General features: G+C 51.5%; 10 protein-coding genes and 1 pseudogene. 5 read left to right on the forward strand and 6 right to left on the reverse strand.

What is annotated here, in order from left to right; all coding sequences use genetic code 11:
- Nucleotides 1-267: 267 nt before the first annotated feature.
- The 5 genes and pseudogenes from ACZ5KU_RS20060 (at nucleotide 268) to ACZ5KU_RS20080 (ending at nucleotide 6,817) form a co-directional block, all read left to right on the forward strand.
- Nucleotides 268-1,395 (forward strand): HNH endonuclease, encoded by a 1,128-nt coding sequence (locus ACZ5KU_RS20060; RefSeq protein WP_464736126.1) that lies wholly within the window; start codon nucleotides 268-270, stop codon nucleotides 1,393-1,395.
- Nucleotides 1,395-1,732, forward strand: a pseudogene (locus ACZ5KU_RS20065) (tyrosine-type recombinase/integrase); the annotation flags it as partial. The gene ACZ5KU_RS20060 and the pseudogene ACZ5KU_RS20065, both read left to right, overlap by 1 nt.
- 245 nt (nucleotides 1,733-1,977) lie before the next feature.
- Entirely contained in the window at nucleotides 1,978-2,901 is a 924-nt protein-coding gene (locus ACZ5KU_RS20070) for a DUF4007 family protein (protein WP_464736127.1), read from the forward strand.
- 504 nt (nucleotides 2,902-3,405) lie between these two features.
- Nucleotides 3,406-6,222 (forward strand): ATP-binding protein, encoded by a 2,817-nt coding sequence (locus ACZ5KU_RS20075; protein ID WP_464736128.1) that lies wholly within the window; start codon nucleotides 3,406-3,408, stop codon nucleotides 6,220-6,222.
- Entirely contained in the window at nucleotides 6,215-6,817 is a 603-nt protein-coding gene (locus ACZ5KU_RS20080) for a phosphoadenosine phosphosulfate reductase domain-containing protein (protein ID WP_464736129.1), read from the forward strand. The genes ACZ5KU_RS20075 and ACZ5KU_RS20080 overlap by 8 nt, the downstream gene beginning before the upstream one ends.
- A gap of 242 nt (nucleotides 6,818-7,059) precedes the next feature.
- Here ACZ5KU_RS20080 and ACZ5KU_RS20085 read toward each other — a convergent pair whose 3' ends face one another.
- The 6 genes from ACZ5KU_RS20085 to ACZ5KU_RS20110 form a co-directional block, all read right to left on the reverse strand.
- Nucleotides 7,060-8,088, reverse strand: coding sequence for a hypothetical protein (locus ACZ5KU_RS20085; protein ID WP_464736130.1), 1,029 nt, complete (start codon nucleotides 8,086-8,088; stop codon nucleotides 7,060-7,062).
- A 57-nt stretch (nucleotides 8,089-8,145) separates the two neighbouring features.
- The gene (locus ACZ5KU_RS20090) at nucleotides 8,146-9,912 is read right to left on the reverse strand and encodes an ATP-binding protein (protein WP_464736131.1); all 1,767 of its coding nucleotides are present in this window, start codon (nucleotides 9,910-9,912) and stop codon (nucleotides 8,146-8,148) included.
- A 10-nt stretch (nucleotides 9,913-9,922) separates the two neighbouring features.
- Nucleotides 9,923-11,491: a DEAD/DEAH box helicase gene (locus tag ACZ5KU_RS20095; protein ID WP_464736132.1), complete on the reverse strand. Its 1,569-nt coding sequence runs from the start codon at nucleotides 11,489-11,491 to the stop codon at nucleotides 9,923-9,925.
- A gap of 205 nt (nucleotides 11,492-11,696) precedes the next feature.
- On the reverse strand, nucleotides 11,697-12,086 hold the full coding sequence (locus tag ACZ5KU_RS20100) for a hypothetical protein (protein ID WP_464736133.1): 390 nt from the start codon (nucleotides 12,084-12,086) through the stop codon (nucleotides 11,697-11,699).
- On the reverse strand, nucleotides 12,070-12,762 hold the full coding sequence (locus ACZ5KU_RS20105) for a hypothetical protein (protein WP_464736134.1): 693 nt from the start codon (nucleotides 12,760-12,762) through the stop codon (nucleotides 12,070-12,072). Before ACZ5KU_RS20105 ends, ACZ5KU_RS20100 begins: the two co-directional genes overlap by 17 nt.
- Nucleotides 12,752-15,733 carry an FtsK/SpoIIIE domain-containing protein gene (locus tag ACZ5KU_RS20110; RefSeq protein WP_464736135.1) on the reverse strand — a complete coding sequence of 994 codons (2,982 nt, stop codon included), beginning with the start codon at nucleotides 15,731-15,733 and terminating at the stop codon, nucleotides 12,752-12,754. The genes ACZ5KU_RS20105 and ACZ5KU_RS20110 overlap by 11 nt, the downstream gene beginning before the upstream one ends.

The raw sequence follows: 15,733 nt of genomic DNA on the forward strand, positions 1-15,733 counted from the left end.
GGTGGAAGAACTCTCCAGGCATATGCGGGATCAAGACTCAATCGTTAATAAACCACCATCTCTACGCAGGCCAAAGACTAGCCCACCACAAGGCCACTAGAAGCAAATAGCCATTACATATAAGCTTGATTTGCCTGATACTGCTGCCGGCCGTGACTCGGCCTTGTCAGGGATCTCCCTCATGGACGATGACACGCACGATCTGAGGCAACGCGCCCAGCAGAATTCCACCGAAGACCAGACCTAGTACTCAAGGAACGACAACTCATGGCAAAGGGCTGGAGCAACGAAGAGCTTCTTGCATCGGTAGAGGCCTACCGCCTGATGGCACAGAAGCAAGAATCCGGAGTTGGCTACTCCAAGAAGCAGGTGTATGAAGAGCTTGCCGCTCGCTTTGATCGCACCGCAAAAGCATTCGAATACCGCATGCAGAACATTTCAGCCGTATTCGATGAGCTGGGATTACCGTGGATACCTGGCCTGAAGCCTGCGGTGAATGTGGGATCGGACATGAAGATTCGGCTGGTCCAACTCATTCAAGGAAAGACACCTGAAGAAGGCGCGCAAGTAGGCAACGTTCAAAACAGTACCAATTGGGAGAAAGCCCTTGCTGCTGTCATCCAACTGGGCGGTGTTGCTAGCCGAAATCAGGTCGAAGAGTGGATTCGCGCTCGTGAGCCTGGATACAACGCCAAAAACCTCTCAGACCTCTACATGATGTCTGTCAACGCTCGCGCACGAACGGGTTACCCGCAAAACAAAAAGCCTCGAAGGACTGACCAAGGCAATCGCTACGACAGACTGTTCCAGATCGGCAAAGGCACCTTTGGCATTTACGATCCAGATCAACATGGCGTATGGGAAATTTACCCCGATGCTTCATCGGGCAGTCGATATCGAGTATCTGTTCGCCGGGTGACGAGCCCAGTCGAAAAAGCACTGGCGCGAGCCGAAGAAGATGTTGAGCGAACCACGGGGTTCGATCCTGCAGACGTAGCTGACGCCCGAAAGCGCATCACTGCCAGTATCGTCCGTCGTCGAGGACAACCCGCCTTCCGAAAAGCGCTCTTGGAAGCCTATGGCGGCAGCTGTGCCATTACCGGTTGTAACCTAGTCGACGTGCTTGAGGCCGCACACATCCACCCCTACAAGGGCGAGCACACAAACATCATACCCAACGGACTGCTACTGCGTGCCGACATCCACACCTTGTTCGACCTCGGGCTGATTGCAATTGAATCCGAAACGATGATCGTACGGGTCGCACCCAAGCTGAAAGATACCGATTACGGAAGGCTGGATGGAGCCCCAATTCGCCATCCGAAACAAAAAACTGACCAAGTTAGCCCAGAGGCTTTGGATTGGCATTGGCATCAACGTGGGTGGTGCGAATGACAGCGTTCTGCTTCCCCAGCAAGGAGGGCGAAAACCACGTAGGCACGAAGACGGTCAGAGTTCATCGGAGACCGACAGTGCCGCTTCAAAAACCGCAGCAAGCCCCTAGCAGGCCGTCACCACGATGATTCGCTGGGGCTGAGTAACGGCGACAAGGGCGAATGGACGCCCCATGACCTAAGACGCACCGGCGCCGCCATGATGCAGGAACTTGGAGTCAAGATCGATGCCAGAACTACTTGCTAGGAGGCTCAAAAGTACGCCGCCACTCCCTCACGACTATGCAAAAGAGAAAACTGAAGCTTGGCGGATTTTTGGGAGAACGGCTTCAAGGTAGTCACGACACCCCCACCACCAAGCTAACCGACAGCAGCAGAGAGATCTGCGCAGATCGCTTTCCAGCCTCAAACACGAGCTCATAATGCTCAGCCCACCAACAGCCAACCGGCCCTAAAGGAATGATCGATACTCACTCCCGGCGCGGTAGGTACCATCACGCAGCCAAGTACTATATTTTTATACAGTAAAAATGTAAGGTACACGAACTGGAGCAATCCACCAGTTCAGGTTAAGCTGCTAGCCATGAAAAATATCTCCTCAAAAATCAGTCGGGTCGCATCCGTTCACCTCTCTGGCCATGAGACGTTTCCACTGCGTCAAATGTGGCTCAAAAAAGCCTTCGACCAAGCGACCGGCGACGGACTGATCCCAAAGACAACCTTTACTGCCGAAAGCTCTATCGCTGCTTTCGGAGTAGGTAAGAATATGGTTTCGTCCATTCGACATTGGGCCTTGGCATCCGGGGTTATGGATGACGAAGGCGATGCTTTCCGTATAACAAGCCTCGCAATGGAAATCCTGCAAGATGGAGGCTTTGATCCATACGCAGAAGATCCTGCTACGGCATGGCTTGTCCATTGGCAGTTAGCCGGGCGGCGCCACCGTTCAACCACATGGTATTGGCTATTCAACCATGTCACCGCGCCAACCTTCACACGCCAAGAGCTCGAAGGGCCTTTGTCCGAATACGCTCGTAGCCTAGACCCTAAGCATCGGCTTTCGAATGCTACTATCTCGCGAGATTTGGAGACCTGCCTGCGCAGCTACGCTCCCAAAGCTGCAGGCGGTTCGCCCGAAGACTTTGCCGAACCCTTACTCGGTGAATTAGGCCTACTCCAAGAGGTCCACAAAGGCCAATATGCCTTTCGCCGAGGCCCTAAGGCGTCTCTCCATGACGGTATTTTTGCCTACGCACTCATCGACTTCTGGAATAGAACCGCAGGCAGTCAAAGCTCGCTGGCCTTCGAAACTATCGTCTATGCAGAAGGTTCTCCCGGCCGCGTCTTCAAGCTCGACGAAGAGTCAATCGCCCAAAGGCTAATCTCATTGGCCGACCTTAGCGGAGGTAAGCTTGCTTGGACCGACTCCGCAGGGCTCCGTCAAGTGCACAGAAAAGCTCTATCCAAGGAAGATCAAAAAGAAATGGTCAGACGCGCATATGACTGAGAGAAAAGAGTCGATGCTCTCGGATATTGTTCAGATTTCACGCCAATACCAACGATCAATCCGCATTGATGCTGATATTGGCCGTTCCGACGCATTGAACGGGTATATCGTCCATGCAACTGCATCATCCGTCATAGCTGGAATGTGCAGACAACTTGCGAGCACAAATCAGCGTAGCTTTACATGGACAGGGCCATTTGGTGGCGGAAAATCCTCTCTAGCTGTCGCCCTGGCGAGCGCGCTCCATCACGACGAAAGCCTAAGAACGAAAGCTCGCTCCGCCCTTAAACTAGATTCGAAACCAGATTTCGACCAAGCCTTTCCTGTCAAAGAGGGGTGGTTAGTCATTCCCGTGGTTGGCCGACGGGGTAGTGTTGTAAAAGAGCTGGACGCAGCTATCCGAAAAAGCCGGGGCACGAGCGTTGACGGCCGAAGCAAGGCCTCCCCCAAAACGTCATAGCTGATCTAATTAGCGAAGCCAAAAGCCGCCCAAACGACGGTGTCTTGGTTTTTATCGATGAAATGGGCAAGTTTCTCGAAGCATCGGCCTTAGGCTCCGGCGACGACGTTTACTTTTTCCAAGAGCTCGCCGAAGCATCTGCTCGCGCCGATGGCAGACTGGTTATAATTGGCGTTCTGCACCAGTCATTCGCGCAATACTCCAATCGACTGGGTATCGACACTCGGGACGATTGGGGCAAGGTTCAGGGACGTTACTTAGACCTCCCCTTCGTCGCCGCAAGTGACGAGGTCGTTGAACTTATCGGCAGCGCGATCGAAGCTAAACACCGCCCTGAGTGGGCGCAAAGTGCTTCTAATGCAATAGCCGACGCCATCCGATCTCGCCGCCCAGCTGTCGGGAAAGACTTCTCTTCTGCTCTAGAACGTTGTTGGCCACTGCACCCAGCTATGGCCGCATTACTGGGGCCTATTTCTAAGCGTCAATTCGGGCAGAACGAGCGCAGCACCTTTGGATTCCTGTCGTCAGTTGAACCCTATGGCTTCCGCGCTTATCTCCAGTCCACCTCCTTGGACCAGTCATCCTGGTATCGCCCCAGTGACTATTGGGACTACCTACGCGCAAATCTAGAGCCTGCAATTCTGGCCTCGCCTGATGGGCATCGCTGGTCCCAAGCGGTTGAGGCTGTAGAGCGTGCCGAGGCAAAGTCAGGTGATCCACTTCTTGTGGCGATAATCAAAAATATCGCCGTGATTGACCTATTCCGCAACGGTTCAGGACTTTCTGCAGATCTACCAGTTATCGCGGCCCTGTTCCAGAATGTGCCTGGTCAGCAGATTGAAGATGCCCTGAAGAAACTCTCAGCACTCAAAGTAGCCTTGTACAAAACCTACACTGGCTCCTGGTCAGTATTCGAGGGCAGTGACTTTGATATAGACGCGGCTATTGCTCAAGCGCTAGCTGCATCCGCTGGAGTCGATTACGCCAAACTCTCCCAACTGATGGGAATGCATCCCGTAGTAGCCAAGCGGCACTACCATGAAACGGGTGCAATGCGCTGGATGGAACTATCACTGCAGAGCATCGAGCAGGCCGAAAAAATCGCTAAGACCTACACACCGCAACGGGGCGAGTTCGGTCAGTTTATACTAGCGCTTCCAGGACGCGATATGTCAGCACGCGAGGCTCGCAAGCGAGCCCAAGCATGCGCGTACGAAGAGCCTTGGCCAGTACTAGTAGGCATCCCTTCTAATCATGCCCGCATCGCAGAACTGTCGGCCGAATTAGTCGCCCTAGAACAAGTAAAAGAGCGTCACGAGCTCGGAGGTGACCCCGTAGCTCGCCGCGAAGTATTTGCGCGTTTGGCCGCAACCAAATCCGATCTCGAAGACCAGCTGCAAGCAGCTGTTCCACTCTGCAAATGGCACGATGGAGGCGACACAATAATTGAGCCAGGCACAAAACTCTCTCCGAAAGCCTCAGAGCTTGCTGACGAACTCTATTGTGCTTGCCCCCCGGTATGGAGCGAGTTAGTTAATCGCGACAGCCTCTCTAGCAACAGCGTCAAAGCACGCCGCGATTTGCTGCACGCAATGATCAACGCCGAAGGCGTCGAGCGGTTGGGGATCGAAGGCTTTCCTGCAGAACGCGGCCTGTTCGAAACATTACTCGTAGCATCTGGCGTATATCGCAAAGAAGGTGACATCTGGCAGTTCTGCCACCCACCTGAAGCTTCGCACAAAGGATTTTACAAGCTTTGGCAAGTCACACAAAAACTCTTCCTCGACGCGAATACACGAGTAAGTGTTGACTCTATCTATGAGCGCTGGCGCCTACCTCCGTTTGGGATGAAACAGGGCATATTGCCTGTATTTCTTACTGCCTTCTTGCTTGCGCACAAAGCCAATATCGCCGTTTACAAAGACGGTATGTTTATCCCCCGACTAAGCGATGCAGATATTGACGAGTGCCTTCAAGCCACGACGCGATTCACACTCCGCTGGATCGCGATTGACGAAGACAAAGTCCAAATTCTAGAGGGAATTTCCACTCTCTTAGAGGAGGTCGGGGAGAAAATCGACTCTGCAGACGCTCTCGAGGCCGCGCGTGGACTCGTTGCATTGATTTTCAGCCTGCCAGAATGGGCACGACGCACACAACGCCTAGGTGAAACAGCCAAAGCAATACGCGACATGCTGCTAAAAGCTAGCGATCCACACAAAGTTCTGTTCGTAGATTTAGCCTCACTGCTTGGTGCTGATGATGGCGAGAGCTATGTAGAAGCCCTGCGCGCTCCACTACAGGAAATCGCAACGGCCTATTCAAAGATGCTCTCCGAGGTCGAAACCAAGATGTTTCAAGCGCTCGATGCATCTCTCGACAACTTAGAGTCGCTTCGCGAAAGAGCAAAAGCTGTAGCTGGCGTTTCGGGCAACTTCAGGCTCGATGCATTCTCGACACGACTGGCCTCTTATGATGGCAGCCGCCCAGCACTGGAGGGCATTCTGAGCCTGGCCGCCGAAAAACCACCCCGCGACTGGGTTGACCGCCACATCGACGCAGCCGTGCTTGAACTTGTTCAGTTCGCACGGCGCTTCCGCGAGGCAGAGGCGTTCGTCGCAGTCAAAGATCGACCAGCACGGAGCGAAGCAATCGCAGTTGTCATTGGCGCAGGAGCGGAAACCACAACGATCTCTAGATCATTCTCGATTTCGGAGCGCCACCGCAAAACGGTCGAAGTCAAGGCCGCGGAACTCGCCTTGATGTTGCAAGAGCAAGGTCTCGAAACCGACATCTTGCTGGCCATTCTTGCTAAAGCAGGAATGAGCCTAGCCAGTGAAAAGGAGCAGATGGATGACTGAGCGCCACGTACTAGGTTTGTCCGGCGGGAAGGATAGCGCGGCCTTGGCCGTTTGGATGCGAGACCACCACCCTGAGCTAGACATCGACTACTTCTTCACTGACACCGGTGAAGAACTTCCCGAAGTCTATGAGTTTCTAGGGCGACTCGAAGGCTATTTGGGCAAACCCATCGAACGGCTCAATCCCCGCCGCGACTTTCGCTTTTGGCTGCGTGAATTCAACCATTTTCTCCCTAGCCCGCAAACTCGCTGGTGTACTCGTCAACTTAAATTGGCGCCGTTCGAGCAATGGGTCAAGCCATGGCTGGTTGCAGGGGATAAAGTTTTCTCCTATGTGGCAATCCGAGCTGATGAGGAGTATCGCGAAGGGTATTCGGCTAAAGCCGAGAACATGATTGTGAAATTCCCCTTCCGCCAAGCTGGCATCGATAAAGCCGGGGTCGTCGATATACTTGAATCCTCTGGATTGGGCTATCCGAAGTACTACGAATGGCGCTCGCGCAGTGGCTGCACATTCTGCTTCTTCCAACAGAAGATTGAATGGGTTCGTCTCAAAGAGCGTCACCCGAGGACTACGAAAAAGCTAAGGAGCTAGAGAAAGATGCACTAGCGCACGGCTCACCCTTTACTTGGTCCAAAGGTGAATCCCTTTGGGACTTAGAAAAACCTGAACGCATTGCCGAGATCAAAGCAGAGTATGAGGCTCGCCGTAAGCGCCTTAGAAAAAATACTCCAACAAATCCACTTCGCCCAGTGAAAGAATGCCTGGAAGACATCGACGACATTTACGGAGATGACGAAGGAAATAGCTCATGTTTAATCTGCCACAAGTAGAGATCAGAAAGCTTCCAAAAAACTTTCAAGACCAGATATAGAAATATGTCTTACACCATCTGTGCCGAGGACGGAGCTTTCGTCTATTGCGACTTCAATTGAGACTTTCTTGACTGACCTCGGCATAGACTGGCCAGAATACTTAACAAACAACTCCAGCTCATGCCTGCCATGCGGCCATTCATCGACCGCATAGCCTTCGCGCTCAATGGGGACGAACATTAACTCACGGCGAACCGCAGAGTTCGGACATATAGCAAATTCTCCGAATGGCGTACCCACCATTCTTCGAGTTAGTGTTCCACTGCCGGCCTCAGGCGCAACTGAAACTGGTCGATAAAGCATCACTCTGCCTTGTGCTAACACTTTAATCAGAAACCACTCGACAACAGCAATTGAAGCACCTCCATTAACAATAGTAAGTGGAAGTAGTATCTCAAATGCCCTTTTAGAAACCTCCATGGGACTGGAAACTTCCAGACTACTCCAAAGCACACTACACTCTACTGACAAGCGCTGTTCAATTGCCTCAGGATAAGCAGAAGTAATCCACTGTAAAATCCACCCATCGAATTGATCACGAACCAATCGCACCCCCTGAATCGCCCCGTCCAAAAGGCGCGCAGAAATCAAATATATCAATGACTCACGAATCTCCACTGACAATAGAGAAATTTTCCTAGAAGCCAAATAACGATCTAGTTTAGTAACTGCCTGCTCAATTAAAGCCAGCGTATCGAGCGACACAGGCAAAGGCACTTCCACGCCGTTGAAAGGCGCCCCACTCAGAACTGACGCCGCAATTGGTCCAGCCAGCATTAGTTGATAACTATCTGCCTTTCCCGAGCCCTTAAGTTCGTCGCACCAAGGAACGACATCAGCCAATCCAATCTGATTCTTAGAGGACTTGATTTGCTGAAGGCGGCGTCGGCCTCCTGGAAACTCCCAAAGTATATCCACCTTGTCTTTGAATGAGTCAGGCTCGATAGTAACAGCCTCCCAGGCTTCGTTTTTCGAGTCCAGTGAATCCAACAGACAAATCAAAGTCTGTATGGAGAAACCTCGAATAGCTTCACGCCCCCCCACTTCTTAGTCTCCAACTTCAAAGAAGTCCATAGCCATTCGCCCCCAACTCAATCGTACATCCTCCATGACTAGGCGTGCTTTCTCGCTTGGAGCCTCATCCTCCATTCGAGCCCATGCCGCAACCAAGGAAAGGACTTCCTTTGCGTATGGATTATCTGGACCGTCCTCATCCCGAAGAGCCTCGAAAAGCCGGTGATGAACGGGATGCCTAGCATTCAACGTTACGAGGATGATGCCTCCAGTTGCCGCCACATCAAATATCATCTGCCCAGGTATATCAGCGTGTTTAAAGCGGAATTTGATCTTTTTACTGACGTAATCTACAGCTATCTCATGAGCCCTATCACCCTCAACCCCATCCTGAATTATCTCGCTAGATATCGCATCTGCACGCGCATTATTCGGCTGTGCCTCTTGCTTATCGCTGCGGCCGGTATCTCCAACACGATCCCGGCGACGATTTACTGAGTCCGTAGCAGCCAGCTCTGCTTTGTCCTCGGGGCGGTGACTTTTCGCCTGAATACGGTCTCCTTCGCGCATTTTTGCTACTTGAGCGCGTATAGTACGAAGCAGCTTCTCAATCTCCCTGCTAATGCGATACATAGGTAGCCTAGGATCGCGATCTAGCTCTAGCATTTCGCGATAGCCACGATCAGATAGCCCCTCAGCCTCCGCATCTTCCTCTAGGCTTAAACGCATGAATCCCGTTGCAGCTTGCTTGTTGTTTGTCACACCAAAAACATCATCAAGCCCAGGATCGAACTCAACCTCAATCCCCCACCAACGCTCGCGAGAGTCATAGGAGTTAAGGAAACTATGATTCATTTCTAGTTCCCTACCAGATCGAACAACAGAAATTCCCTGATTTTTCAGAGTGTGCTGCCCGATAGGTTTAGTGCCCCCTTCCCGCCTAGCCTCCGGCTTACAGATTGAAGCACGAATTACTACACTGTGCTCCTCTCCATTATGCCCAACCAGAATAGTTTGCTCACCAAACTTCTCAAATGCTGGCGCCTGATCAAATGGAGCAGGAGCATTAGTCCCACTCATTAAATACAAAGGGTCATTTGGCCGAACAAAACTTTCATATACAGAAGAATACCCCGAACCGCTATTCTGATAAGCAGATAGCCTAATTCGAACAACCTTTTTATTAATAAAATGACGATATACACGACCCGCAATAAACTCAGTATGCCTTAAAAGTGTTGCGCTTTGCTTCCATGAGACTCTATCCAGATCACTCCAGACAACCAAAGTCCCGCTCTCTCCAATCTCCCCGGCAATTAGTGACAACCAAACGGAGGGAATAGTTGAAACACTTGGAGCTGGCACATCCGCCATTACTCCTTCCTTGATTTTCTCAACATCTAAATACGCATGATGCACTATACCTTTTTGCCAACTCCATACATCAACACGCTTACATTGAGAGATTGAGGAGTTCGGAAGTCCCATTCCAAACTTACCGATCCCTTTTTGATTCTTAGACTCAAGGCGAGATCCATTACCGAATTGAAGAGCCTTGCGCAACAAGGCAGGCTCCATCCCACCAGCGTTATCAAATACCGCTATACTAGAAATTCGTCGACGCCCACTACTAGGAACAGCATCAATGCAAATAACTTCAACTTCCGTCCGCCCACCGGACTCCTGACCAGATTGAACAGAGTTATCAATCAACTCAGCTAGCGCATGCGCAGTATCTCGATACCCCGAGCTACGCATAGCAGAAATAGATAAATTCTGAGGAATAATGGGGAATGACATCGCTAGCTTCCTAAATATCCAATTTATTCCAGGCCCCAAGGGTTTCCACCAAAAGCATTTGCTCTGGCGCCGAGTCAGAAACCACGACAACCCGTAGGTGATTACTATCTAGATTTCGGGCACTCGCTAACCGCCCAACTAGCCCAAGAAATACTGCCGACGACAACGTTGGCATAGCTATAACTGCAACACTAACACCAGGAATGGAATCTCCTGAAATAAAGACCCCATGAACACAAAGAACCTTTGCATCGCGAATATTAAACTGACTTATAGTGCGAGAGCGATCTTCCGGCGATCCTTCACTAGTCACTGACATTGCTTTCACACCGCGTAAGAACAGCAAACCAGCAAATAAACGAGCATGCTCAGCAGTAGTAGCAAAAAAGATCACTCTGCCTGAAGTCTGTGACTCTGCCAGGATTAAATCCAGCAAACACTGGTTGCGCTCAACGTCCTTGCTAAGTAAATTCAAATACTCAGCACTGAACTCCAGCGCATTGTGATCTTCAAATTTTTCCACACCACACTTGACATGCCTAATCTCGCTAAGAATTTGGCCTACATAACCTGCCTCTCGCAGAAGCTTCACGGGATCTTCGTCATCAACAGAAATACACGACCCCGTAAATCTTGCTCGAAACGCTGTTTGGTGAGGTATTGGAATTAAGGCGCTGGCAGGGGCCGCAGACATTCCAACCAGGCTAAAGGCTCCCTCTTTCGACAGTTCCTCGATGATCTTAATGCCCGCTGGATGAGCCACATGCTCAGCATCACCGAGAATCACTACGCGAGTATTTTTCCCTAACCTCTCTAACTCAACACGCTCATCAGCGAGTTTTTTAATATCAGCAACAATAATACAGTTCTCAAGATTGCCCAGATCTGGCACAGGTCGGCAGCCATAAACACGATAAATCGTCACATCTCGCGACCCTATTTGCTCCCAAACCTCACGAAGCTCAATAAATGCCTCTTCACAAAGGGCCTCGCCGACTCCCAGCCAAATAATAGATCGTCCATCGGGCTCAGAACGATAAAGGTCAAGTACAGCAGTAGCAACTAATCGCAACTTACCCGAACCAAACGGCATGTGCACTAGAACAGATGTATCTGGGCTAGCAATAAATCTTCTTATCTTCCGAAATGCAGTGAGCTGATGAGATCTTAGCCTGTGTTTAGCTACAGCCTTTCTTGACACTTCCACATCTCGGGCGGTAAGTTCATTAGCATCGAACGCCACGTCATACCAACTCATTAAAGATGACAGGTTGAGCGTATTACTCTCGAAGTCAACCCCATTCAGCGTCATCAATACTGCTGACGTCGGAAATCCAAGAATCTCACAAAGTGCCCGCCCCTCATCGCCCTTCAAATTCGAAAACAGCAATGAGCGAATAGCTTTATTGCGTAACGCATTTTCCGCGCCATACATACTGACAATCAAATAAGCGAGACCATCTTTGTTATATGCATCATTGCCAACTTTTTTCAGGAGAGCTGCTGTAGCGTCTCCCAATAAAGCGACGAGCGAACCGGTTTCGCATCGTGCCAAATGCTCAACGAGTTTTCCTGCCACAACGGCTCCTCTTCACACGATGCCTAACAGCCACTTGTAATATTTGCAGAACTTGGATAATCCGTATCATCGCAACCTAAAAATGAGCTACGAATCTAAACAAAAACATGAGCACATAAAATGCTTTAGCAGTGCCCCATGTCCGAACCTCCACCCTTAGAGGGATATCCCACGACATACGTACCATCGACCGAACAGTTAACTTTTAGCTGCGCTGGACATTAAGAATATAATCAACAGCATCATCTAAACTGCTAAAAACTTTAGTCGAGCACTGTCTAACCATTTCAAAATAGCGCTTAACTGAAGGATCTTGGATTTGGTCGACCAAATATATCTCTTTCCCCAAAGCCTTTGCGAACCCAATCTCGAGAGCTAATGCATACCCTCCAGGATTAGAAGCCTCCATATTAGCCAATACGATTTCAGACTCGCGAACAGCAGCCAAATCCCAACGAGTGTACTCGACTGGATCATCAATACCATGAGCCCCAGGATCCAACAGATCAAAATCTTTGAGCCTTGACTTTACATTTTCTTGCCAACCGGAATGAAATCCGCCGGCAAGATAGATTTTGCTACGGGTTACCGGCATTGGAGCCTCTCTTAAATTTAAGTTCCGCATAAGCCACCGAGAATGGAACACTCATAGCTCGAGCATAAAAGACCTCGGCCTGTTTAAAAAGAAAGACAGCTGAACTAAAGAGCAGAAACGCTTGTACTCCCCAAGGTGCAGCCCGCTCATATCCGTATAAAAGATCAGGGATCAAAAAATAGCAGGCGAGATAATCCACGCCAATGACAAGCAAAGCCGTCCCAACACCACTGCATAACAGCGAGATAAACATAAATCTTCGCCCGAGTGACGCCGCCTCATTTGAAACAGACAAGGCAACACTTCTAAGATCATGGAACTGCCAAACGCCCTGAACTCCGCTCTGACGATTGTCTACTAATTCACTAAATAGCTTGTAAGACTGCCGCGCCCCAGCTTTTACCTCATCAAAATTACTTGTTATTCTTAAGAGTTTCAGAAATGGCTTCATCGCCACCTCATTCACTGCCAGCAACAGGTGACCTAAAGCAAATAACAATCCAGCCATTGTCAAGGCCACACCAGCACCGTCACTTAACTTGACTAGTGACTTAACATAGCCAGGCCCTGAGTGCATTATTACCAACCCAGTTGCCAACACTAATCCTGGCACCCATGCTCCGATTAGGTCATTAAAGAACTTCGCAATGGTCTCAACCGCGTCATCAACTTTCACTGTTCGCTCCCAGCTCAGAATTATCAGAACGGATAGCCGCGACAGCCATTTCAATATCCTGATCTGAAAGAAACGGGGCTTGTGCGAAGACCAATCCCTGTTCGCCATTAAGCTTGGCTGCAAGATGGCCTCTCCCCAACAACAACTCAGCACCCGGCCGATCGAGCGCGATCTTTGAGGTCGCCTCGCTGGACACCTTCAAGATCAAGCGATTGCCCAAGTTCTCTCGAAGTTGCATCGGCATGACATCTTTGTCAGGCCGTTGTGCTGCGAATATCAAATGAATCCCCGCCGCACGCGCCTTCACTCCAAGCCGCTGAACTGCAGCTCCCACCGCAGCCTTATAGGCATCGTCAAGCATCCAATCGGCAAACTCATCGTGAACCAAGAAGACCATTGGCAGACGTTCTTCGGTCGAGACTTTCGAGTTATAGGTTGGTAAATCGCGAGCCCTGGCTTTGGCAAAGGAGCGGTAGCGATCCTCCATCTCTTGAACCAAAGCGTCGAGAACCTCGGCGGCCTTTTCCTTGGTGATAATGATTTCATCACGCATATGTGGCAAATCGGCCAATGGCGCGTAGTCCACCCCCATCTTTGGATCGATCAAGATGATTTGGGCCAGCTCCGTGGGATTAGTTGCCGCGATATCCAAGAGAAGAGCCTGGATGAGTACCGACTTGCCACTCCCCGTAGCCCCAGCCACCAATGAGTGCGGTTCATGAGATGAAAGCCCACCGAACTCAGCCCCCAAGTTCAGATACAGCAGCGCGCCATTAATCTCCTGAAGGCCCAGAAGGAATGAGGTGTTGATGCCTGCGACGTTTCTATTAAGCTCTCGACGCGACCAAAGCTCCCAAAGCGACACAGCCTGCCTCTTCGCGCCAGCGACGGTCACTACAATCTCGCCTGGCTTAGGTTGGACAGTTACGAGGTTGATAGCGTGGGTAGTGAGGAGCTGCGTTCGCTTGTTTTCGATATCTTCAACACGTAACCGATCAGAGCCCGCCAAACGAACGAGGCAGCCGTTTGGAGTCAATCGAGTGCCGAGGATAGCCGCCTGAAGACCGTAGCTATTGAGCGCAGACTTGAGCTTCTTAGTGACGTCTTGAGCCCACTCCTCCCGTTCGGCATCGGCTTGCGCACCGCCAGAAAACTTCGATGCGACCAGAGAAGAGAGCCCTGCCCCAAAGCTGGGGGGCGTGGCGGAAAACTGGCTAGAGACTGAATCAGTACTAGCTGCCGGGGCAAGAGTCGGCTCCTCTGTCGGCATAGAGGGTGCGGCCACAGGGCCACCCAACGTCGCCACCGCGCCGTCTTTGTCTAACGGTGGAGCGTCCTCAACAAAGGTATCGATCTGTCCACTCGATAGTTGTCCCATTGCGGACAACCACGGTACTCGTGGGGCCGGCATTTTGAAGCAGTGTCCGCTCCAAGGCTGCTGGGGCCCAAGCCCTATTCGAGCCTCGTGACCACCAGAGCCTTTGGCATACGCTTCGGCGAGCTTTCGCAGATCCGGTCGATCGAATACTTCTTGCCAAGCCATCACGCCTTCGGACTCATCCAGAAGCTCTTGCTCAGACGCTGAGGCAGAGCCCGCGTCCGAGGTGTGGACGTAGACGTGTGAGTAGCCACGCAGCGAGATCTCTACATCGCCCTCTCGCAGCTTGGCACGAGCGCGCTCCATCAAGCCCGTCATACCCGGCGGAACATCAGCATCTAAAAGCATATCGGCCAAACGGGCCAACCAAACGTCCCGATCAAGACGCCCTGGATCACCAAAAAGAGCCTCACGGAACATGCCCAATGTTGCCAGCAATTGATCCTTGGAGCCTCGTCGAGCCTGAGCCAACCCATCGGCACCGACATATTTCGACTCAACAATTGAAATGACGACGCGGACGCTTTCCTCTTGCTCCTCAACGTTAAGCGCCAAAATATCCGCGATTCGACTTTCCGGTTGGGATAACCAACTCGCGTAATCGTCGAGCAGGAAATAGGCGGTCAAGACCTGCCCACCCTGCGCTGAGGCCAGGAACTCCTCTGCGAGCACGTAACGACTTAGCACAAGACCAAGCATCTCTCCGGCAGAGACGCCTCGCTTGGCCGCACGCAGTACGATATCTCCGGAGATTGAAAGCGCGTCGCGCTTCGCCTTGTCGGCAGCGGCTTGGAGCTCATCGGATCCGAGCTGAAGATTCAATTCTTCCAATCGCCTGCGAACCAACACGCCCAACAACCGGAGTTCCGAGGTCGAGCTCACAATCATATTGCGGCCGTTCGTCGAGCCTCGACGGTAGCGCACCACTGTGATGTTGTTGTGCTGGAGCTGGCGCTTGTCGAGTAGTTCGTCGTAAGTGGCCACCCATTCGGCCAGCTCGTGCGCGTCCTTAATCATTGCGGCCAACGCTGGACTTTGTAGGGAAATACGACGCGCAGGTAGGAATCGCTCCTCTGGCATAGCGTCCGTCTGACGGCAAACCGCGGCGACAGCCGACACATATGACCAGCCTGAAGCCGTTTGCCATGGACAGGCAAGGAATGTGGTCGACTTCAGCTCGTTCTCGCCCGAAACGCTCCGGTAAGACCAGCGCGACGGCGCATGATCCAAGTTTGGTCGGTCATTGGTCCACTGCACAGGCAGCCACTCTGTTTGAGCCTCCCGCGCGACCACGTCATGCAGGAAAGCCACATCAAAAGCCTTGAAACCTTGCGCACTCACGCTGGGAGTCGACGAGAGGGGCGTCACAGAAATACGTAACTTCGAGATGAAGTTATCGCTGGTCTCGCTGACCACTGGCAGATCCGGATCGTCCCCGGCCTTATTAACCAGCTCGCCATAGACTCGTCGCAGCTTTCCTGGATCTGAGTGGCGTACAGAAACACTACATTGGAGCTTGTCATCCTCTTGGAGTGAGGAGAGCTCGCGCACGGTGGCCAGCGGCAGCTCGGCTGCATCAGCGTTATAAAGCAC

It is taken from the genome of Pseudomonas sp. Tof1, assembly GCF_055390395.1.

Bases quoted from the DNA above. Each gene is read 5' to 3' on its own strand.
- ACZ5KU_RS20060 (WP_464736126.1), top strand. From the start codon at position 268: ATGGCAAAGGGCTGGAGCAACGAAGAGCTTCTTGCATCGGTAGAGGCC.
- ACZ5KU_RS20070 (WP_464736127.1), top strand. From the start codon at position 1,978: ATGAAAAATATCTCCTCAAAAATCAGTCGGGTCGCATCCGTTCACCTC.
- ACZ5KU_RS20080 (WP_464736129.1), top strand. From the start codon at position 6,215: ATGACTGAGCGCCACGTACTAGGTTTGTCCGGCGGGAAGGATAGCGCG.
- ACZ5KU_RS20090 (WP_464736131.1), bottom strand. From the start codon at position 9,912: ATGTCATTCCCCATTATTCCTCAGAATTTATCTATTTCTGCTATGCGT.
- ACZ5KU_RS20100 (WP_464736133.1), bottom strand. From the start codon at position 12,086: ATGCCGGTAACCCGTAGCAAAATCTATCTTGCCGGCGGATTTCATTCC.